This is a genomic window from Mesorhizobium sp. M1423 (genome assembly GCF_040317575.1).
In the GTDB taxonomy this organism is placed as follows: domain Bacteria; phylum Pseudomonadota; class Alphaproteobacteria; order Rhizobiales; family Rhizobiaceae; genus Mesorhizobium.
In genome coordinates this window covers 355,375-374,238 of sequence record NZ_JAMYKU010000003.1, presented here as the reverse complement: position 1 = coordinate 374,238, position 18,864 = coordinate 355,375, and the positions used below count along the sequence as shown (strand labels likewise).

The following is an 18,864-nucleotide window of genomic DNA, read 5'->3' as shown; positions in this document are numbered from 1 at the left end:
CGGTCTTCGTCGCCGGCAGCCCGCACACCGCATTGTAGGTGGCGCTCGAGACGAAGCGGGTGTCGGCGCTCTGGCCGCCGGTGGCAAAATAGCGGGGGCTGCGCTGCGTTATGGGATAGAGGTGATAGGTCGCATCATAGTCCCACTCGGTCTTGTGGCCGAGCCCGTTGGTCGCCGACACCTTGTTGCCAAAGCTGTCATAGGCAAAATACTGGTTCACCTCCTTTTGCGGCGAACTGTAATAGTTGGCGAAGCTGCGCTTGCGGGTGACGTTGCCCTTGACCGGCGGCGTCGCGTTGGCGCCGGCGTTGCCGTCATAATAGGTCTCCTCATAGCCGATATAGGGGAAGCTGGTGTCCAGCCCGGCGCGCACCGTCTGGCTGCTCGGCAGCGAGACGATGTAGGCGCTGGTGTTGGGCGCAAAGCTTGCCACCGTCCAGGTCTCGTCGCCGCTGACATCGGTGCGGCCATAGTCCTTGATCTCGGTGACGTTGTTATAGGCGTCGAACGTGCGCTCGACCCTGAGAGTGCGTGCAAGATTCTCGGTCAGCGTCGTGTCGGTCGCCGTGTTCTGCACGGTGTAGGGTTTTGCCGCCGTGTTGACCGCATAGGTCTCGGCCACCTGCTTGTGGACGGTGCCCGCACCATCCTTCCACAGCGTCAGCGACGGCAGGCCGTAGCTTGCCAGGTCCTGCCGGTAGCTGGTCTCGATCTTCGAGGCCGCCGTCTCGCCATTGGCCAGCGGTTTGGTCTCGACGATCGAGGCAAAGCCCAAAAACTTGCGCGCCGCCGGATCGTATTTGCCGCCGGCATAGCTGTAGGTGCTCACCGCCGTCTGGCCGCGGCCGTCGCCGACCGAAAGCTTTGTCACCGCATGCGCCACTTGCGGCAGATAGGTGTTCACCCAGGTCGACGACGGCGCATACTCCACCGCAACCGTCCCGCCGAGTTCCGTCACGACACTGCGCAGCAGGTTCGGATTGCCAGCACCTGGCGCCGAGATGAACATGTGGTCTTTGTAGTCAGTAAAGTCCGGCAGGCCGTCGCCGTTGAAGTCGCCGATGGTAACGCCGGCATTCATCCTGGCCGGAAGTGTGAATTCCACCGGGGTTGTCGCGGTTGAAGACGGACGCAGCGAAAAGACTCGGATCGTGTCGGCCCGCCGCGCCGTCAGTGTGCCCCCGATGGTGATGACGTCCATGCGGCCGTCATTGTCGAAGTCGCGAAGAATGGCGGACGTCCCTGGTATCGAGGAAACCGCGTATTCCTTGAAATCGACACCGGTCGACAGCCACAGTCTGGCGCTGTCGTCAGTGCCATTGTAGCGGAAAATGTCCGTCGCGCCGTCGCCATTGACATCGGCAAGCGCGCAGCTGCCCCTGCCGGTATAAACCTGCCCCGAGCAGCCGGTGGGAAACGAAGGCTGGACCGGCTCCCACGTGCCGTTTGACAGGACGCCCTTCTTTACGTCTCCGCCGAAGAGCATCGGTGCCAACAACGGCTGCTGATGTCCATTGCCGAGGAAATCGCCAACTCCGATATCGCCCCAGAGGCCGCTTGAGGGGTTCACGGCATCGATGCCGTCGGCATCCGCGTCAGCGACAACAAATGAGCCGGTCGAGAGCGCGTCACACAAGGCTTCATAGCTGGCCGGCACCACGACGCCACCACCAAGGAGCGGTGGCTTACAATTGGCGTTGGTCAGCGCCAGCTGTGCGTTTGTGATGACAAACGCGCCTCGTGTCCCCACCGTGTCCGCAAAGTCCATCGTGCTTTTGTCGGGAAAGAACCGACCGGGCTTGGAAGAATATTTTCCGTCATACGCCGAGTTAAGGCCTGCCGAGATTGTATCGATGAGTGCGCCATTCGAATTGAACTTGTATCGGTACTTTGTTCTGCTGGCGGTTCTTTGGCCGGTTGGGGATTCCCCTTGCGTGGCGTAGTCGCCAAAGATCTCGTCACGACCGTCAAAGTCCAAATCGCCGACCTCGTTTGGTGCTCCCTCAATGAGGAGCAAGCCTGTGAGGAGGGAGGCATCGACCGTCGTATAGACCCCATCGGTATTCTGATAGGTCATCTGGCCGAGCGGCTTTGCGGTGCCGCCGGTGATGGTGCCGTCGGCGGCGATTGCCGCATCGGTGCCGTAGCGGGTGACAGCGGTCAGTCGTGAGGCATTGGAGAACGGCGCCTGGTCGTAGGTCAGCTTGTAGGCGCTGCGCAGCGCGCCCGAGACCGTGACGCCGATTGCCTTGATGCGCTGGCTGGTCTCGGAGATGTCGCGGCCATTGCCCATCAGGATCAGGTCGGGCCGTGCCTCCAGGTAGAATTTAACCACAGTGCCGTTGTAGCTGATCGTATCGGGATAGCAGACCGGGCTTGCCGGACAGGTGTAGCTGTAGGCGACGCTGTTGCCATTGGTATCGGTGACCGAGGTCAGCAGCCAGCGATAGCTTTGGGCCAGATCATAGGCCGGCGTGCCGGCAGTCGGCGTCAGGTTGGCGACCGCGGCGACAGAGCGGAAGGTGGAGACGGTGCCGTCACGATCGGTCACCTTCCATTCATTGGTGGTGCTGTTGAGCGCAATGCGGCGGTAGGATTCGTTCTCCGTCGCATGCGTGCCGCCGGTCGAACACGATGGCGACACCATGCCGGCCACGCAGGCGACCATCGCCTGGCCGTCAAGCAGATAGATGTCGCCGGCATCGAAGGCCGGCATGCCATAGCCGGGGGTTGCCCGCTCGATGACGTCAAAGCCATCAAGACCCCAGACATAGCCAAGCCAGCCCTGGTAGAGACCGCCGGTCTTGGTCTTGCGCGAGGAATTGTAATCAAGCGCGATCGACGGTTCGATGCCGTGGAAGTCTGGGACATCGATGCCGATGGCATAGCCAAGATTGCCATTGCCTGAACTCTTCGGCAGGTCCACCTTCGGCGTGCCGATCGCCTCCGGATCGCTCTCGGTGGTCGTCTCGGTCGCTACTGCGGCTGCTGGTTCCTCCGGTGCCGTCTCGCTGTCGGTCGCCTTCGCGGCCGCCCCGCCCTTGGCATCGGTGGCCTCGCTGTCGGCCGGCTTGCCGTCGACCTTGGCTGCCGCATCCGGACTATCGCCCGCCGGCGCAGCATCTCCCGTCGCACCCGCTGCGGGCGGTGCGCCCGCATCATCCGTGCCGGAGCCTGTTCCCGAGCCAAGTGCTGCCCCGCTATTGCCGAGGCTGCCCGATGGTGCGCCAAGATCAGGCGAAGTCCCTTGCGCCTCCTGCGCAAAGGCCGCCATTCCTGCGGAGTTTCTAATATAAGAAACGAAAGATGTATCTGCGCCGAAGACGCCGGCGGCAAGCAATGCCGCACCAACAAGCAACTTGTTCATGATTCCCCCGAGCCCAAGTTGCTTACTTCTACTCAGCCGGAGCCAAACGAATACGACACCAAGTCATCACAATGGGCATATCCACAGGGAAATTTGTGGAGGCGTGGCGGAGGAGGGCGCGATTCAAGATGGAAGATCAGGTCACTTCACAAACAGCTCGGACAAGGTCGGTTAGGCCGACCGGTGGTGTCATCACGACTTTCATTGAATGAATACACTGCAATTTCAAAAATATTTCGCTGCTTGTCGCGACAGATTCCCTGATAAAATCGTTAGGGAATTCGTCCCGTAAGAGACTGAAATTGCGTATCAATAACTAGGTGATTCTAGCCAATTTCGTTGCTTTCCACCAAATTTCCCTGTTTTTCGCCGTTTATCAGGGAAATTTGGCGGGAGACGGGTTCGCCTCAGACTGGCTCCACCACCAAAGTCCATAATGGTGCCGACACGCTCGTCGTCGCGCCAGATCACCTCATTGCCGATCAGAATTGGCGCGCTATCGGCGCCGCCAAGAGAGAACTGAAGCAGGCGCGAGCGCGGCGCCTTGCCTCGCTGGGGCCTCCACGATATGGCGCCCTATGAAATCGTCTGGCTTGCTCCAACCGACAGCCAAGCCCAGGCCGGCCTCGATCGGGGTGTCCTCGGCGCCGATATCGATGCCCATAAGACGATAACCGCGCTCCAAGCGGCATGCGGCGACGGCATGAAGGCCGGCATAGCGGAGAGCGAATTGGTCGCCTGCCGATACGAGCAAGTCGTGCAGTAGCCGCACATCTCACATGGCCCTATACGTGGATTCCCCTCTGCGAGAGGCAGGGTCTCGGGATCCAATGCGGCAATGCGCTCCAGCGAGGGCAGCGCCAGAGCCGTCCCCGCGATGTCCTGGACAATTCCTCCCAGATCGCGAATTCGCCCTTCCCGATCCAGCAGTCCGGGACGTTCGGCGCCGGCAGGCCCGTAGCGAAGCAGTTTCATGCATGTGTCTCGATTGTCACTCGTTTCTTACTGGAAATCGCTTGCCGCATTGCGCGGCGGTACTGCTTCGGCGCTACGCCGGTTTGCTGGCGGAAGAATCGTGAAAAATTCCCTTGGGCATCGAAGCCCAGATCGCCGGCTAGCCGGGTGAGGTTCGTTCCTTGCTGTCTCATGATCGAAATAGCGTGCTCGATGCGCAAGGTGTTCCAGTACGTACCTGGTGTGAGATCCATGTGGTCGCGGAACATCGAAAAGAAACGGGCCCGCGACATCCCGGCGTGGCGAGCGATCTCGTTAAGCGAATGCTCGCGGGCGATATCGGCCTGCATCAAGCGGATGGCCTTTGACAGGCGAAAATCGAGCGGGGGCCTTCCGTCGGCACTGTCTCGTCCGCCCTTCGCGGCGCCAAGCAAGCCGAGCAGCAGTGCTTCCATACGTGCGTCGATCTGGAGACCGTTGCCGCCGGCGAGGTCGCGCCCAATCCCGGCGGCAAGGGCCTGGCTTGTCCGGTCGAGCTTCAGTTCGACCGTCGTAAAACGGCTCGTCGGATCGGCCCCAGCGAGAATGGTCCCCAGCCAGCGCCGGTCAAGATAGAATGACAGCGTCTTAGCGCGGCCTCCCTGAGGTAGCGAGACGCTATGAGATACAAACGGCGCGATGAGCGTAGCCCGATCTTGATCGAACCCGCCGCGTTTCGACGCTACACTTAGCTCGACCGGGTCCCCTTCGAGCCAGACGCTGAGATTGGCCATCGAGTGCGCGTGCTCGGTTAGCGGATCCGAAAGCTCCAATACGCTCACATGGCCGAACGAGCCGTAGTGAAGCTCATAGATCAAGGACACGGCTTCCTCCCAAAGCGTGACCGATTGCTTCGCAATCAATCTATTCGTCTATTCTTGAGCGAGCGACCAATAATAGGATTGACTCGGCAGCGCAAGTGATTGTTTATCGATCGACAAACAAAGTGCACGAGGAGACCATGATATGAACACGATGAAGGGGCCTGGCCTGATGCTCGCCCAATTCAGTGCCGATGCCGCACCATTCAACAGCCTCGAGGGCATTGCCGACTGGTGCGCCAATCTCGGCTTCAAGGGTGTCCAAATACCGGCTTGGGATCGGAGGCTGTTCGACGTGGAAAAGGCGGCGGAAAGCCAGGCCTATTGCGACGACATCAAGGGTATGCTCGCTGAGCGTGGCATCGTCATCACGGAACTCGCGACCCATCTTTTTGGGCAACTCGTCGCCGTGCACCCGGCCTATGACGCGATGTGCGACGGCTTTGCCCCAGAAACTCTGCGCGGGAAGCCCAACGAGCGAAGCGCGTGGGCCGTGCAGCAGGTGAACCTAGCGGCAAGGGCTTCGAGGAGGCTCGGGCTTAGCGCGATGGGAACATTCTCGGGAGCGCTACTGTGGCCCTATTTTTTCCCTTTTCCTCAGCGTCCGGAAGGGATCGTAGACATTGCATTCGAAGAATTGGCGAAGCGATGGTTGCCAATCCTGGACGCTTGCGAGGAATCAGGCATCGACCTCTGCTACGAAATTCACCCGAGCGAAGACCTGCATGACGGCGAAACCTTCGAAATGTTCCTCGAAAAGGTCGGAGGCCATCGGCGCTGCAACATCCTCTACGATCCGAGCCACCTGCTGCTGCAACAACTGAAATACCTGGACTACATCGACATTTACCACGAGCGCATCCGGATGTTTCACGTCAAGGACGCGGAGTTCAATCCGACCGGTCGACAAGGCGTCTACGGCGGATATCGGGGCTGGACTGACCGGGCGGGCCGCTTCCGCTCGCTGGGAGATGGCCAGGTCGCGTTCCGACCGATCTTCTCAAAACTCGCGCAATACGGGTTCGAAGGCTGGGCGGTTCTGGAATGGGAATGCTGCCTGAAGAATCAGGAAGATGGAGCTGCCGAAGGTGCTGCGTTCATCCGTGACCACATCATCAGGGTCACCGACAAGGTCTTCGACGACTTCGCCGGAACGGGTGCCGATCGGGATGCCAATCGCCGGATGCTCGGGCTGGGCGTGTAGGAGGAAGTCATGCAACGCACAACTGTAGAGAATGACTCTGAGGCCGGCTTCGTTCACGGCTACAGCGAGGTCGGCGACGTTCGCCTGCACCATGTTTCGGTCGGCGATGGACTGCCGGTCCTGCTCATCCCCGGCTGGCCCCAGACCTGGTATGTCTGGCGGCATGTCATGAAAGGCCTCGCCGAGGCGGGTTTCAAGGCTATCGCGGTCGATCTGCGCGGCATCGGGCAGTCGAGCCGGCCGGCTCGAGGATATGATACCGCGACCGCAGCGGCGGATCTGCACGGCTTCATGCGTTTGCTCGGATATGCGCGGTTTCAGGTCGTTGGCCACGACATCGGCAAGTGGATCGGCTACGCGCTCGCAGCCGATTTCCCGGATGCGGTGGAGCGCGTCGCTCTCATGGATGCGAGCATTCCGGGGATCGCCCCAAATGCCGAAATCTTCGGCCCTGTCGAGAAACTCAAGTTCCGCTGGCATTTCATGTTCAACCAGCTCTCTGACCTCCCAGAGATGCTGATCCAGGGTCGCGAGGCGCAATATCTCACCTGGATGTTCGAACAGTGGTCGGTTCAGCGCGAGGCGGTCGCAGTTGACACCTACATCGCCGCCTATTCAAGCCCGGGCGCCCTCAGGGCGGGCTTTTCATACTATCGAGCTATCCCGGAAACGATCGCCCAGAACACGGAGCGCCGGAAAACTCGACTGAAGATGCCGGTTCTGGCGATGGGCGGGGAGTTTTCCGCCGGCGACGGATCGCGCGCGATCCTCGTCGACGTGACAGAACAACTGCGCGGCGTCATCGTGAAAGGTAGTGGCCACATCGTTCCGGAAGAGGCGCCGGAAGCCGTGCTTCGCGATCTTGTTCCATTCCTTGCGGGTACCGACTGAAATCTTGGGAATCCCTTTGGAGTCCCTTGAGGCCGGTCAAGAGCGAGAGGTGCCGATACGATGAATCCTTCTGTTGGCGGTGTCGGTCGGCCATATTGGGGCCTCTCGATGGAATCAAGTTAGCATGTCCTTTAGCCGATAATAGGTGCCTACCATCGGCAGGAACCACGGCCTGCCGGTATGCAGCGGGACTGCATTCCAGTGCATGCCATCGATTGGATTGGTATCCGTGCGGCCCATTGCAATGTCTGCTAAAACACTTCCGATCAGCGTCGATAATTGCGCGCCATGCCCCGAATAGCCCATGCCGTAGATCAGGCGGCACCGAGTAGCTGGGGGCTGGCGCCACCGGCCTCCGGAGCACGATGCCCGATGCTGGTCAGCATGTCGGCGAACCCATGCGCAAGGCCGGCTTCGTCACGCAGATCGCGTAGCGATGTTGCATCGACCGTTCCAGGACCTTGAGGAAGTTCATGTGCCGCGCCTGCGCGCGATGAATCGCGCCGAGCCGGGTGTCGACCACAGGTATTTCGAAGCCAGCCTCGACGAGAAGCGCGCAGACCTCGTCCGCTTTGGCGCCGTGCGAAAAGTGGAGCCGTGACAGGATGCTGCGATGGCGGCCCACCATCGCCTGATCCACTCCGTGGACTGGCCCGACTGTCCGGCCAACAGCCCTTTCCAGGACTTGTCGCAGAGGGGTTACCCAGGTCCTACTGACGAAATCACCATCAATGATCAGCAGCCGTCCGCCAGGCTTGAGCAGCGAGAACCATTCGGCGAACGCCGCTCGCGGATCCACCAACGTCCAGACGAGATGACGGGTGACGAGGACGTCGTAGCTTTCTCCTTTTTCAAGGGTGCGCTCGGCGTCGCCGATCAGAAACCGGATGCCGCTTTCCCTCTGCGTCGCCTTTGCACGCGCGCGGGCAAGCATGGCCTCTGACCAATCGAGCCCGGTCACGGCATAACCCAGGTCGTGCATGAGATGGGATACAACCCCGGTGCCGCAAGCGAGGTCGAGCGCGCGACGCCCATCCCCGGGGCCTAAGTGCTTGAGCATCAGCCTGTGCCAGGCCATGCGTTCCCGCTGTGAGAAGATTTCATGCCCCACCGAAAGGTCGAATGTTTCGGCGCGCGTCGACCAATAGTCGCGTATCTCGTCCCGCAGCGAATAATTGGGCTCGCCCGCCATTCCAGACCCCTTGTCGTCGTACCAGTCTGGAATTGCTCTAAAAGATATTTCTTGAGAATTGAAGTCATCTTTTATAAGGCACCTCTGGCTAATCCACTTCACGAGAGGGCGCGATGAATTTCGGAAAGGTCCCAGCAGGGACGATGGCGGCCGCTATCGTCGCCCTGTCGATGACGCTGGCCGCCAGGGCCGAAATGGTTGCAGTGACTGACATCACGGGCCGCCAGGTCGAGGTGAACGTCCCGGTCGAGAGGGTAATCCTAGGTGAGGGCCGGCAGGTCTATCTCGTCGCGGCGCTCGACACCGAGGACCCGTTCAAGCGCATCGCTGGCTGGCGCGAGGATTTTAGCCAAGCGGATCCGGACAACTACGCCGCCTATCTCGAAAAATTCCCCAGGATGGCGGAGATCCCCACCTTCGGCGGTTTCAAGGACGGCACTTTCGACGTCGAGCAGGCGGTGTCGCTCAAGCCCGACGTCATCCTGATGAACATCGAGTCGAAGCAGGCCACGGAAGACGCCAAATATATCGAGAAGCTCGCCGCCGCCGGCATTCCGTTGGTCTATGTCGATTTCCGCGAGCGTCCCTTTACCAACACCGAACCCAGCATGCGCCTGTTCGGCAAGCTGTTCGGCAAGGAGGAGCGCGCCGAGGAATTCATCACCTGGCGCGCCGCCGAGATCGCGCGCGTTACCGACGTCATCGAGAAGGCCAAGCCGGAAAGGCCCAAGGTCTTCATCGAACGCGCCGGCGGCTATTCGGACGATTGCTGCATGAGCTTCGGCGACGACAATTTCGGCAAGTTCGTCGAGATGGCGGGCGGCGACAACATCGCCAATGACATCATCCCCGGCACGTTCGGCACACTCAATCCCGAACAGATCATCGCCTCCGACCCGGATCAGATCATCGTCACCGGCGGCTCGTGGGAAGCCTATGTGCCGGGCGGTGCCTGGGTCGGCGTCGGCCCCGGCCGTGATGAGGCAGAGGCGCTGCGCAAGCTGAAGGCGCTGACCGAGCGGCCGGCGCTGACCGGCGTGAAGGCCGTCGAGGACGGCGCCGTGCATGCCATCTGGCATCAGTTCTACAACAGCCCCTATCAGTTCGTCGCCATCCAGCAGATGGCGAAGTGGCTGCATCCGGATCTTTTCGCCGATCTCGATCCCGAGGCGACCTTCAGGGAGTTGCACGAGAAATTCCTGCCCGTCGCATACAGGCCCGGCCACTGGGTCTCGCTGACCGATGTCGATTGAATCGACGGCCATCAGCACCGCGCTCGACAGCACCGATGGACGAGGGCGTTACCGCGCTCTCGTCTGGCGGCGGCAGTTGATCCTTGCCGGCCTCGGCGCTGCCCTGCTCTTCAGCCTGTGCGTCGACCTTGCGGTCGGTCCCGCCCGCTACGGACTTGCCGAGGTCGTGCGGGCGCTTGTGTTTCCCGACACGGTGCCGCAGCAGGTGCGCGTGGTGCTCTGGGACATCCGCATGCCGGTAGCCCTGATGGCCATCGTCGTCGGGGCGGCGCTCGCCGTGGCCGGCGCACAGATGCAGACCATCCTCAACAACCCGCTGGCGAGCCCCTTCACGCTCGGCATATCCGCCGCCGCGAGCTTCGGCGCCGCGCTTGCACTTGCCTTCGGGGTGAGGCTTATCCCCGCCGCAGTCGAATATGTAGTGCCGATCAACGCCTTTGTGATGGCGATGCTGGCGGCCTTCCTCATTCACGTGCTGAGCGTAAAGCGCGGCGTCAGCGCGGAGACCATCGTGCTGCTCGGCATCGCGCTGGTTTTCACCTTCAATGCGCTGCTCGCGCTCGTCCAGTTTTTCGCGTCGGCGGAAGCGCTGGCGGCGGTCGTCTTCTGGACAATGGGCAGCCTCACCAAGGCCACCTGGCCCAAGCTTGCAGTCACCACATTCATTCTCCTCGCAGTCTTACCCATTTTCGCCCGGCGCACCTGGGCGCTGACGGCGTTGAGGCTTGGTGAGGACAAGGCGGCCAGCTTCGGCGTCAAGGTCGGCCGCCTGCGGCTTGAGACGCTGATTCTGGTGAGCCTTCTCGCCGCCATCCCCGTTGCCTTCGTCGGCACCATAGGCTTTATCGGACTTGTGGGCCCGCACATCGCGCGCATGGTCATCGGCGAGGACCAACGCTTCTTCCTGCCCGCCTCGGCCCTGTCGGGTGCGCTCATCCTGTCGGCCAGTTCGGTCGTCAGCAAGTCGCTTATCCCGGGGACGGTCTTCCCGATCGGCATCGTCACCTCACTCATTGGCATCCCGTTCTTCATCTCGCTCATCCTGTCTAGCACGAGGCGCTCATGGTGACGATCCGGCTCGAGGCGCTCGGCGCGCGCTACGGCACGAGCCTCCGGCTTCGGGATGTGACCACGCCAGCGTTCGAGGGCGGAGACATCGTGGCGGTGATCGGTCCGAATGCCGCCGGCAAGTCGACGCTGTTCAGGCGCATCGCCGGCCTCCTGCACGGACCGGGAGCAATGCATGTCGAGGGGGTCATTCGCGGGAAGAGCGGCATCTGCTACATGCCACAGGAAACGTCCGCCAACGCGGTGCTCACCGTCTATGAGTCAGTGTTGCTCGCCCGCAAGCAGGGTATGGGCTGGTCTGTGAGCGACGATGATCTGGCTCGCATCGACGAGACCCTGGCGGCGCTCGGCATCGCCGATATCGCTTTCCGCAACATCGGCGAGCTTTCCGGCGGCCAGCGGCAACTCGCCAGCCTGGCACAAACGCTTGTGCGCGAGCCGGAGATCCTGCTGATGGACGAACCGACATCAGCACTCGATCTGTCGCGGCAGGTGGAAGTGCTCGGTCTCATGCGGGAACTTGCTCAGGCGCGAGGCATGGTCGTGCTGATCGCCCTGCACGACCTCAATCACGCCCTGCGCTTCAGCGATCAGACAATGGTCATCGCGGACGGCCGGCTGGTCGCATGCGGGTCATCGCCGGACGTCATCACATCCGATCTGCTGCGGGACATTTATCACCTCAACGCGCGCATCGAGCCGTGCTCGCGCGGCATCGGCCACGTCATCGTGGATGGCGTGGCGGATGGGCGTCGGACGCTCATAATGCCGGCAGCGGAAACCGAATCCGGGATTAGGAGCAGATTCGAAGCGGCAGCCGTTCCGGCCGCGTGACGGCAACCGCATTATGCCGGTTGATCGACGCGCGCACTGATCGACCTGATCCTCTGACCGCTGGTTGAAGGCGACAGCGTGCTTGCATTCAACTCAAGGCGTGGCCGGCCAATCCATAGACCCAAGGCCCATTGTCTTCCCGGTTCAGAAAACGGCGCCCTTTGGACATGGTCGTAACGGTCTCGGCAATGCCGAGGCCGCACTGCTGGAGAAACGCGGCAAACACGCCATCCTTCTCGCGCGTATCGACGCGGGCGAACCGTCCTGCCAGTTCCTTCAGATGCACGGCTGTGAGATGGACCGCGTCTAGATCGTTGCGCGCGACCATGGGGCCGATCACGTGGCCACGCCCGAACTCGCGACACATGGAATAGCCGACGATCTCGCCGCCACGGCTCAAAGTGCAGATTGAGGCATCGGCCGCGAGCAACGCGAGCAGCCTCTCGCGGTTTGTCCCAAACGCGCGCATATCCAACGCCGTGATCTCCTTCAGCCTGTCGCTCGATAGCGCCTGCAATTGACCGTCCAGGGCCGGCATTGTTGGGGGTGTCTGTGGGACCTCCCCCTGGCGCATGTATACGATCGCCTCGGTCGTGAAACCGAGTGAGACATAAAGAGGATAGGCAGCATGGGTAGCATTGAGTGCCAAGTTGCGATCGCCGCATTGCTCGAGCACCAAGTCCATGAGCCATCGGCCGCCTCCTTGCGCTTGCGTGCGGGGCGTTGTGATCACTACGCCGATGGTGGCGAAATCGTCCCCGTGAGGAAACCACATCGCGCTGCCGAAAACGCGTCCAATACCATCAACGGCAACAATGCCGCGGCCGGCACGGCGCAGAAAGTCCCAATCCTTCGGCCGATGAGGCCAGCGGACTGAGATCGACAGCGCGTGCAGTAGCTTGACGTCGACGTCATCAATGTCCCGCGCGACCAGTTCGAAGGATTTCAGGCGTACTGATCTCTGCATCTCAGTCGATCCGGTCCTTCAACGAATGCGCAAGGCACGCGGTGCTAAGGCTCCGATTGCCATGTTTGCGACAGGCCTCTTTTGCAGCATCTTTACAGGGGAAAGCCAGCAGGTTTCGCTGGTTTGAGGTGCTTTTTCGCAATCTTCGGCCAAAGCACGGCGCGATTCGGCAGGGAACACTTCGCCATACGGGTAGGCTGGTCGCAACCGGTGATAGTGTGCAAGCAGAGCGACCGCCATGAACGTGGAAGAAATCCTCGCGACCCTGGTTGCATTTCCCTCTGTTGTGGGCACGCCAAACAGCGCGATCGTCGATTGGATCCGCGACTACTGTCAGGCGGCAGGAGCCGAGGTGACAGTTCTCCCCGGACCCGAGGGTGACCGGTCCAACCTCTTCGTCACGATCGGCCCGCGCCAGGCTCGGGGCTATATCATCTCTGGACATACGGATGTCGTGCCGGCCGGCGAGCCGGAATGGAGCTCGGATCCGTTTGTCCTGCGCCGCGAGGGCGGCAGGCTTTACGGCCGCGGCACCACCGACATGAAGGGCTTTCTCGCCTGCGCATTGGCCGCGCTTCCCGAACTTTTGGCGATGAATCTGCGACAGCCAGTTCATCTCGCGTTCTCCTACGACGAAGAGGCGGGTTGCCGTGGCGTGCCGCATCTCCTAGCCGCGTTGCCGAGCTTATGCGAGAAGCCGCTTGGCGCGATAGTCGGCGAGCCGAGCCGGATGCAGCCTGTGCGCGCTCACAAGGGGAAGGCGGCCGCGCGGCTCGAGGTGATCGGGCGATCCGGCCATTCGTCACGCCCCGATCTCGGACTCAATGCCGTGCACGCCATGGCCGGTGTCATCACGCACGCCGTGGCCTATGGCCAATCCCTCGCCGACGGGCCGTTCGATGATAATTTCAAGCCCCCATATACTTCCTTGCAGGTGGGCGTCATCGCCGGTGGACAAGCCGTCAACATCATCCCCGACCGTTGCACCGCTGACGTCGAGGTGCGTGCCGTGCCCGGCGTTTCTCCATCCTCCCTGCTTGAGCCGGTCAAGGCCCGGCTTTTCGATCTGCGCGACAGTGGCTTCGATGTGGCGTGGCACGAGTTGAGTTCCTATCCCGCCCTTGCGCCCGCGAATGGGAGGGATCTAGCGGCCGTTATGACGGAGCTGACGGGGCAGGAGCCGCTGACAGCCGTCAGCTTCGGTACGGAGGCCGGGCTTTATCAGCAGGCCGGAATCGATGCGGTCATTTGCGGCCCCGGCGATATCGGCCGTGCCCATCGTGCCGACGAATATATCGAGATCGGTGAACTCGCCGCTTGCCGGAAGATGATCGAGGGGCTCGGCGCGCTTCTTGCGGCCTGAAGGAAGGGGCGGTCACCATGGCGTTTCTTTTCAATTCCGATGCCGCGCGTGCCGCGGTCTTCCGCGAGATATTTGCGCGCCAGATCCCGGATCTGGAATTCCTCCATTCCGGCGATGAAATGGAGCCAGAGAAGGTGCGCTATCTCATTACCTGGACGGTGCCGGACGAGATCTCGCGCTATCGCAATCTGGAAGTGCTGTTTTCCACCGGCGCGGGCGTCGACCAGTTCAAGCAGGACGTGGTGCCAAGCCATGTGAAGCTGGTGCGCATGGTCGAGGATGGCATCATACGCATGATGCAGGAATACGTCGCGCTCGGCGTGTTGGCGCTCCACCGGCAGATGCCCGCCTATCTCGAGCAGCAGAAAAGGTGCCTCTGGCAACCGATTGCCGGTCGACAGGCGGCCGAACGCCGGGTTGGCTTCCTCGGCCTTGGCATGCTGGCCCGCGCGGCTATCGAGCGCTTGAAGCCGTTCCAGTTTCCGCTTGCCGGGTGGAGCCGCAGCGAAAAGCGGATAGAGGACGTCGCCTGTTTTCACGGCAGGGACCAACTCGCGGGCTTTCTGAAGCAAACGGATATTCTCGTCTGCCTGCTCCCGCTCACGGAACAAACGCACGGCATGCTCGATGCAGAGTTCTTCGACTTACTGCCCGTCGGGGCGCAGCTGCTGCATGTCGGCAGAGGTCCGCAACTAGACCAGGCCGCGCTGATCAACGCGCTCGACATCGGTCATGTATCTGCGGCGATGCTTGATGTCACTGATCCAGAACCGCTCCCGGAAGACCATCCGCTCTGGTCGCATCCGAAGGTGATGATAACGCCGCATATCGCCTCGGTGACGCAACCGCATACGGCGGCACAATCCGTCGTGGACAATATCCGGCGCCACCGCGCCGGAGAAGAACTGATCGGCCTCGTCGATCGGACACTCGGCTACTAACCAGGAAACATCACATGTCACTTCTGATCACGATCGACACAGTTCCAGACTTCGCGCCGAAGGAGGCATTACCGGCCCCGGAGCGGCTCATTTCCGGCACTCCATCCTTCAAGACCTGGGCGCAGGATGCCTCAAAAGGTGAGAAAGTTCTGACCGGCGTCTGGGAAGCGACGCCCGGCGAGACGCATTCGATCAAGGGAACTATCTACGAGTTCTGCCACATCGTTTCGGGTCTCGTCGAAATCGAGGAGAAGGGCGGTGAGACCAAGACCTACCGCGCCGGCGACAGTTTCGTGATGAAGCCGGGTTTCGTCGGCGTCTGGCGCACGATCGAGACCGTACGCAAGATCTACGTCAGCGTTTATGACTGAGTTCAGTGCTCAAGGTCCGGCCGAACAGAGCACGCGGCGGTTCCAGAACAATCGGCTTTCCAAGTTCCGCCTGACGCGATTCGACGCCGTCGGGCGGCTCATCCTCGACCGAAAATGCGGCGGGCGATCCACTATTGTTCCGATGACGCTAGTGCGAACGAGGACCTCCATCAATGAAGACCTACAAGATAGCGCTCATCCCCGGCGACGGCATCGGCAAGAACGTGACGCAGGCGGCATGGCAGGTGCTGCAGGCGACGGCTAAGCGGGGCGGTTTCGCCCTTGCTGACACAAGATTCCCATGGTCGTGCGCCTACTACCTGGAGACCGGTGCAATGATGCCGTCAGACGGCATCGAGACACTTCGAAAATTCGATGCGATCTATCTCGGCGCTGTGGGCTGGTCCGCAGAAGTGCCCGACTCAGTATCGCTTCACGGATTGCTCCTGCCGATCCGCAAAGGGTTCACGCAGTACGCCAACATACGACCGCACCGGCTGTTGCCGGGCGTTCAGGGGCCCCTCCGCTCCGATGGTTTCGACATCCTGTGCATCCGCGAGAATACGGAAGGCGAATATTCCGGCGCCGGCGGGCGCGTCCATTCCGGCACAGCCAATGAGGTCGCGATTGAGACAGCAATCTTCACGCGTGCGGGTGTCGAACGGATCATGCGTTTCGGTTTCGAACAGGCGCGGGCGCGCCGCAAGAAGCTGGCATCTGTCACCAAATCCAACGCGCAGAAACATTCCATGATTTTCTGGGATGAGGTCACGCGCGAGATAGCGAAAGACTATTCCGATGTAGAGGTCTCGCACTACCACATCGACGCCATGGCTGCCCGCATGGTGCTGGCGCCGGAAAGCCTCGACGTAATCGTCGCCTCGAACCTGTTTGGCGACATCCTCACTGATATTGGAGCGGCCATCCAGGGCGGGCTGGGTTATGCCGCCTCTGCCAATATCAATCCCGATCGCAGCGCGCCTTCCATGTTCGAGCCGGTCCATGGTTCGGCGCCCGACATCGCGCATCTCGGCGTCGCCAATCCGATCGCCGCGATCTGGTCCGGTGCGATGATGCTCGGGCATCTGGGTGAGGGGCAGGCTGCGGCAGAAGTGATGTCGGCGATCGAGTCCGCAACCGCGCGGGGGATTGGCACGATCGCAGGCAAGGACAGGACTGAAACAATCACGCAGGCCGTGCTGGCAGGATTAACCTGAAAGAGCAGAGGAAAGACCATGAATGCGATGACGAAGATTGGTATGTTCAACGATTCCGACCTTTTCCGCCAGCAGGCGCTGATTGGCGGTGTCTGGTGGGATGCGGAAACGAAGGGCGTGGTCGATGTCATTGACCCTGCCAGCCAAAGTGTTCTCGGCACCGTTCCCGAAATGGCGGAGAACGAGACGAGAGCCGCAATCGACGCTGCGGCTGAGGCCTTCAAAGGCTGGAAGAAAAGGACCCATGCCGAGCGTGCAGGATTTCTGGAGCGCTGGCACGACCTCATCCGCCAGCACGAACAGGATCTCGCGCTCCTGCTGACGCTGGAACAAGGCAAGCCGCTTGCCGAGGCGTTGGCGGAAATCCGCTACGGCGCATCTTTTGTGAAATGGTTTGCGGAGGAGGCGCGCCGGATCGGTGGCTCGACCATTCCGTCACCCACGGCCGATCGCCGCATTCTGGTGCTGAAAGAACCCGTCGGCGTCTGCGCCATCATCACGCCGTGGAATTTCCCCAACGCGATGATCACGCGCAAAGTAGCACCGGCGCTGGCCGCAGGTTGCACGGTTGTCATCAAGCCGTCGGAATTTACGCCATTCTCGGCGCTCGCGCTCGGCGTCCTGGCGGACCGAGCCGGCATCCCGGCAGGCGTTATCAACATCGTAACCGGCATGCCGGCGGAGATCGGCAAAGAGCTGATGGCCAACGAAACCGTCCGCAAGATCTCGTTCACCGGTTCGACCCGCGTCGGTGCGCTGCTCATGCGTGGCGCGGCCGATAGCATCAAGCGGCTGAGCCTGGAGCTTGGCGGCAACGCGCCCTTCATCGTCTTTGACGACGCCGATCTGGATAAGGCAATTGAAGGGGTGATCGCATCCAAGTTCCGCAATGGCGGTCAAACCTGCGTTTGCGCGAACCGGATTCTCGTGCAGGAAGGCGTTTACGCCGCTTTCGCCGAAAAGCTGAGCCAGCGCGTCACGCGGATGAGGGTTGGCGCAGGGACCGACGAGGGCACTGAAATCGGCCCGATGATCAACGCGGCCGCGATCGACAAGATCGAGCGTCACATCGCGGATGCACAGGCGAAAGGTGCGCAGATCATCGCCCAGAGCGAGACGGTGCCGGAGGGCAAGCAATATGCACGGCCCGTCGTACTGGGAGAGGCTACTACCGAGATGCTCCTGGCATCGGAAGAGACGTTCGGTCCGGTGGCGCCGCTTTTTCGCTTCGAGACGGAGGAAGAGGCCATCGCCATCGCGAACGGTACGCCGTTCGGCCTTGCCGCCTACTTCTACACCGACAACCTCCAACGGTCATGGCGTGTTGCCGAGGCGCTGGAGTTCGGTATGGTCGGGCTCAACACAGGCATGATCTCGACCGAGGTTGCGCCTTTCGGCGGTGTCAAGCAGTCAGGAGTGGGGCGCGAAGGATCGCAGCTCGGCATCGAGGAATATCTCGAGGTCAAGACGCTTCATGTTGGCGGGCTTAACTAGTTATCTTGCAAGCAGGTGGAAACACTTGCAGCCCCTAAAGCGTTGGAACAACAAAGAAAGGGGCGGTGAAAACCGCCCCTTTCTCTATTGCGACCAGTGATTATTAACGTTTTGGGAGCACCTAAGTCTGGCGCGACTGCGCCAGCAAACAGACGTTCAGGCGAATTCCCGAACGGGCTCCAGTCCGACGGCGCCGGCCAGACCGCCGATATCCTTGATTTCGGTATATTCGTAGAAGGGGTTTGCAGGCTCGTGGCCGCGGTTCACCCAGACCTTGCTCTTGATACCGAGATCATAGGCGGTCATGAGATCATAGCGAAATGAGGACGACACGTGCGTAATGTCCTCCGGGCCGCAGCCGAGCTTCTCGAACATATATTCGAAGCCCTTCATCAAAGGCTTGTAGGCGCCGGTCTCCTCGGCCGTGATGACCATGTGGAACGGTGCGCCGAGTTTTTCCACGTTCGACATGATCAGGCTCTTCATGGAGTTCGACAGGATCACCAGCGGGATTTCCTTGGCGACCTTGGCCAGGCCCGCCGGGACATCCGGGTGCGGACCCCATGTCGGCACTTCCGCATAGATGCGCTGGGCATCCTCGGGCCGGAATGCGACGCCGTTGCGTTTGCAGGTTCGTTCCACAGAATTGTGCACGACCTCGCTGTACGGCTTCCAGGCGCCAAGAACCTCATCGAGGCGATAGGCCGAGAAATCCCTGATGAACTGCGCCATCCCAGCTGGGGAGAGCTGCGCGCCGTATACGCGTCTCGCCGCGCCGGCCATGTCGAAGTTGGTCAGTGTACCGTAGCAGTCGAAGGTGATGTATTTCGGTCTGAACTGGGTCATGAGCGTCGATCCTTCCAATCCTGTCGGCACAGCGTGCCTTTA

General features: G+C 61.2%; 16 protein-coding genes and 1 pseudogene. 10 read left to right on the top strand and 7 right to left on the bottom strand.

Features of this window, described 5'->3' with window-relative positions; genetic code table 11:
- The 3 genes from NKG95_RS06535 to NKG95_RS06525 form a co-directional block, all read right to left on the bottom strand.
- Positions 1–3,367: toxin TcdB middle/N-terminal domain-containing protein (locus NKG95_RS06535; RefSeq protein ID WP_353040229.1), on the bottom strand; the 3,367-nt coding region annotated here is incomplete at its 3' end.
- A 496-nt stretch (positions 3,368–3,863) separates the two neighbouring features.
- Positions 3,864–4,139, bottom strand: coding sequence for a hypothetical protein (locus tag NKG95_RS06530; RefSeq protein ID WP_352639326.1), 276 nt, complete (start codon positions 4,137–4,139; stop codon positions 3,864–3,866).
- Positions 4,140–4,338: 199 nt separating this feature from the next.
- On the bottom strand, positions 4,339–5,178 hold the full coding sequence (locus NKG95_RS06525; RefSeq protein ID WP_353040228.1) for a helix-turn-helix transcriptional regulator: 840 nt from the start codon (positions 5,176–5,178) through the stop codon (positions 4,339–4,341).
- A gap of 148 nt (positions 5,179–5,326) precedes the next feature.
- Between NKG95_RS06525 and NKG95_RS06520 the strand changes: the two genes are divergently transcribed.
- The gene (locus tag NKG95_RS06520; protein WP_353040227.1) at positions 5,327–6,385 is read left to right on the top strand and encodes a sugar phosphate isomerase/epimerase family protein; all 1,059 of its coding nucleotides are present in this window, start codon (positions 5,327–5,329) and stop codon (positions 6,383–6,385) included.
- Between the two features lie 9 nt (positions 6,386–6,394).
- Complete coding sequence (locus tag NKG95_RS06515; RefSeq protein ID WP_353040226.1) at positions 6,395–7,276, top strand: alpha/beta fold hydrolase; 882 nt, start codon at positions 6,395–6,397, stop codon at positions 7,274–7,276.
- Between the two features lie 114 nt (positions 7,277–7,390).
- Here the strand turns inward: NKG95_RS06515 and NKG95_RS06510 are convergent.
- Both NKG95_RS06510 and NKG95_RS06505 read right to left on the bottom strand, forming a co-directional pair.
- Positions 7,391–7,594 (bottom strand): annotated as a pseudogene (locus NKG95_RS06510) (FAD-dependent oxidoreductase); the annotation flags it as partial.
- Positions 7,595–7,655: 61 nt separating this feature from the next.
- Complete coding sequence (locus NKG95_RS06505; protein ID WP_352815128.1) at positions 7,656–8,468, bottom strand: class I SAM-dependent methyltransferase; 813 nt, start codon at positions 8,466–8,468, stop codon at positions 7,656–7,658.
- A gap of 143 nt (positions 8,469–8,611) precedes the next feature.
- Here NKG95_RS06505 and NKG95_RS06500 point away from each other — a divergent pair, with 143 nt between their 5' ends.
- The 3 genes from NKG95_RS06500 to NKG95_RS06490 are packed head-to-tail and all read left to right on the top strand — an operon-like array spanning position 8,612 to position 11,623.
- Complete coding sequence (locus tag NKG95_RS06500; RefSeq protein ID WP_352639478.1) at positions 8,612–9,721, top strand: ABC transporter substrate-binding protein; 1,110 nt, start codon at positions 8,612–8,614, stop codon at positions 9,719–9,721.
- Positions 9,711–10,790: a FecCD family ABC transporter permease gene (locus NKG95_RS06495; protein ID WP_352589389.1), complete on the top strand. Its 1,080-nt coding sequence runs from the start codon at positions 9,711–9,713 to the stop codon at positions 10,788–10,790. Before NKG95_RS06500 ends, NKG95_RS06495 begins: the two co-directional genes overlap by 11 nt.
- Entirely contained in the window at positions 10,784–11,623 is an 840-nt protein-coding gene (locus tag NKG95_RS06490; protein WP_353040225.1) for an ABC transporter ATP-binding protein, read from the top strand. The genes NKG95_RS06495 and NKG95_RS06490 overlap by 7 nt, the downstream gene beginning before the upstream one ends.
- A gap of 88 nt (positions 11,624–11,711) precedes the next feature.
- Here NKG95_RS06490 and NKG95_RS06485 read toward each other — a convergent pair whose 3' ends face one another.
- On the bottom strand, positions 11,712–12,590 hold the full coding sequence (locus tag NKG95_RS06485; RefSeq protein ID WP_353040224.1) for a GNAT family N-acetyltransferase: 879 nt from the start codon (positions 12,588–12,590) through the stop codon (positions 11,712–11,714).
- 238 nt (positions 12,591–12,828) lie between these two features.
- Here NKG95_RS06485 and argE point away from each other — a divergent pair, with 238 nt between their 5' ends.
- The 5 genes from argE (at position 12,829) to NKG95_RS06460 (ending at position 17,976) form a co-directional block, all read left to right on the top strand.
- Positions 12,829–13,953 carry an acetylornithine deacetylase gene (argE, locus tag NKG95_RS06480; protein WP_353040223.1) on the top strand — a complete coding sequence of 375 codons (1,125 nt, stop codon included), beginning with the start codon at positions 12,829–12,831 and terminating at the stop codon, positions 13,951–13,953.
- Between the two features lie 17 nt (positions 13,954–13,970).
- Positions 13,971–14,894, top strand: coding sequence for a 2-hydroxyacid dehydrogenase (locus NKG95_RS06475; RefSeq protein WP_352483202.1), 924 nt, complete (start codon positions 13,971–13,973; stop codon positions 14,892–14,894).
- Between the two features lie 14 nt (positions 14,895–14,908).
- Entirely contained in the window at positions 14,909–15,265 is a 357-nt protein-coding gene (locus NKG95_RS06470; RefSeq protein ID WP_023718603.1) for a cupin domain-containing protein, read from the top strand.
- Positions 15,266–15,438: 173 nt separating this feature from the next.
- Positions 15,439–16,482 (top strand): tartrate dehydrogenase, encoded by a 1,044-nt coding sequence (locus tag NKG95_RS06465; protein ID WP_353040222.1) that lies wholly within the window; start codon positions 15,439–15,441, stop codon positions 16,480–16,482.
- A gap of 18 nt (positions 16,483–16,500) precedes the next feature.
- The gene (locus NKG95_RS06460) at positions 16,501–17,976 is read left to right on the top strand and encodes an NAD-dependent succinate-semialdehyde dehydrogenase (protein WP_352483203.1); all 1,476 of its coding nucleotides are present in this window, start codon (positions 16,501–16,503) and stop codon (positions 17,974–17,976) included.
- A gap of 156 nt (positions 17,977–18,132) precedes the next feature.
- Here the strand turns inward: NKG95_RS06460 and NKG95_RS06455 are convergent, their stop codons facing one another.
- A complete protein-coding gene (locus NKG95_RS06455) occupies positions 18,133–18,822 on the bottom strand; it encodes a haloacid dehalogenase type II (protein WP_352639337.1) in 690 nt (229 codons plus the stop codon).
- Between the last annotated feature and the right edge of the window lie 42 nt (positions 18,823–18,864).

Bases quoted from the DNA above. Each gene is read 5' to 3' on its own strand.
- NKG95_RS06495 (WP_352589389.1), top strand. From the start codon at position 9,711: ATGTCGATTGAATCGACGGCCATCAGCACCGCGCTCGACAGCACCGAT.
- NKG95_RS06465 (WP_353040222.1), top strand. From the start codon at position 15,439: ATGAAGACCTACAAGATAGCGCTCATCCCCGGCGACGGCATCGGCAAG.
- NKG95_RS06485 (WP_353040224.1), bottom strand. From the start codon at position 12,590: ATGCAGAGATCAGTACGCCTGAAATCCTTCGAACTGGTCGCGCGGGAC.
- NKG95_RS06520 (WP_353040227.1), top strand. From the start codon at position 5,327: ATGAACACGATGAAGGGGCCTGGCCTGATGCTCGCCCAATTCAGTGCC.
- NKG95_RS06455 (WP_352639337.1), bottom strand. From the start codon at position 18,822: ATGACCCAGTTCAGACCGAAATACATCACCTTCGACTGCTACGGTACA.
- NKG95_RS06515 (WP_353040226.1), top strand. From the start codon at position 6,395: ATGCAACGCACAACTGTAGAGAATGACTCTGAGGCCGGCTTCGTTCAC.
- NKG95_RS06505 (WP_352815128.1), bottom strand. From the start codon at position 8,468: ATGGCGGGCGAGCCCAATTATTCGCTGCGGGACGAGATACGCGACTAT.
- NKG95_RS06500 (WP_352639478.1), top strand. From the start codon at position 8,612: ATGGCGGCCGCTATCGTCGCCCTGTCGATGACGCTGGCCGCCAGGGCC.
- NKG95_RS06460 (WP_352483203.1), top strand. From the start codon at position 16,501: ATGAATGCGATGACGAAGATTGGTATGTTCAACGATTCCGACCTTTTC.
- NKG95_RS06470 (WP_023718603.1), top strand. From the start codon at position 14,909: ATGTCACTTCTGATCACGATCGACACAGTTCCAGACTTCGCGCCGAAG.
- NKG95_RS06475 (WP_352483202.1), top strand. From the start codon at position 13,971: ATGGCGTTTCTTTTCAATTCCGATGCCGCGCGTGCCGCGGTCTTCCGC.
- argE (WP_353040223.1), top strand. From the start codon at position 12,829: ATGAACGTGGAAGAAATCCTCGCGACCCTGGTTGCATTTCCCTCTGTT.
- NKG95_RS06490 (WP_353040225.1), top strand. From the start codon at position 10,784: ATGGTGACGATCCGGCTCGAGGCGCTCGGCGCGCGCTACGGCACGAGC.